The organism is Bartonella sp. AA89HNZF (genome assembly GCF_042196905.1).
Taxonomy (GTDB): domain Bacteria; phylum Pseudomonadota; class Alphaproteobacteria; order Rhizobiales; family Rhizobiaceae; genus Bartonella.
Genome location: NZ_JBHIRD010000139.1, coordinates 1 through 539, shown reverse-complemented (window position 1 = coordinate 539; position 539 = coordinate 1). Strand labels below are relative to the sequence as shown.

The 539-nt window shown below is 32.1% G+C and carries 1 pseudogene; it reads left to right on the top strand.

The features are described from left to right. Positions 1-539, top strand: a pseudogene (locus ACFIN0_RS10170) (hypothetical protein); the annotation flags it as partial.

Below are 539 nucleotides of genomic sequence, written 5' to 3'. Positions count from 1 at the left end.
GCAATATCTATATGCGATTACGGTTACGTATGTTGCATACTGGTGAACCTCTTTTTTATAATATTAAAGTTTTATCTCATTACACGGGTTATTCAGTGAAGAAGTTTGAAGCGGCACTGAATGTTTTGCTTGAAGAAGGATATTTCATTCGTTTAGCAGATGGTCGCTTGTGGAATTTAGATGTTGAGGAAGAGCTCAATAACTCTAATGAGAATTTAGAAAAGGTATCAAAAACATCACGATCAAAGAGATTATCGGAGAGAGCAAAGAAAGCAGCGCAGGCAAGATGGGATAAACATACAACTTATGCTTGTGATGATGCTCAAGTTGCTGAAAATACTGATAAAAACGATGCTAAAGCAATGCTTAATGATGCTAAAGCGATGCTTAATTATGCTAAGCATGCTAAGCATGATGCTAAAGCGATGCTTAATGATGCCTATATATATAACAATAACATTAACAATAACATTAACATTAACAATAACAAAAAAAATAAAAATATTATTTTATCAAAAAGAGAAATTGATTTTGAAAAT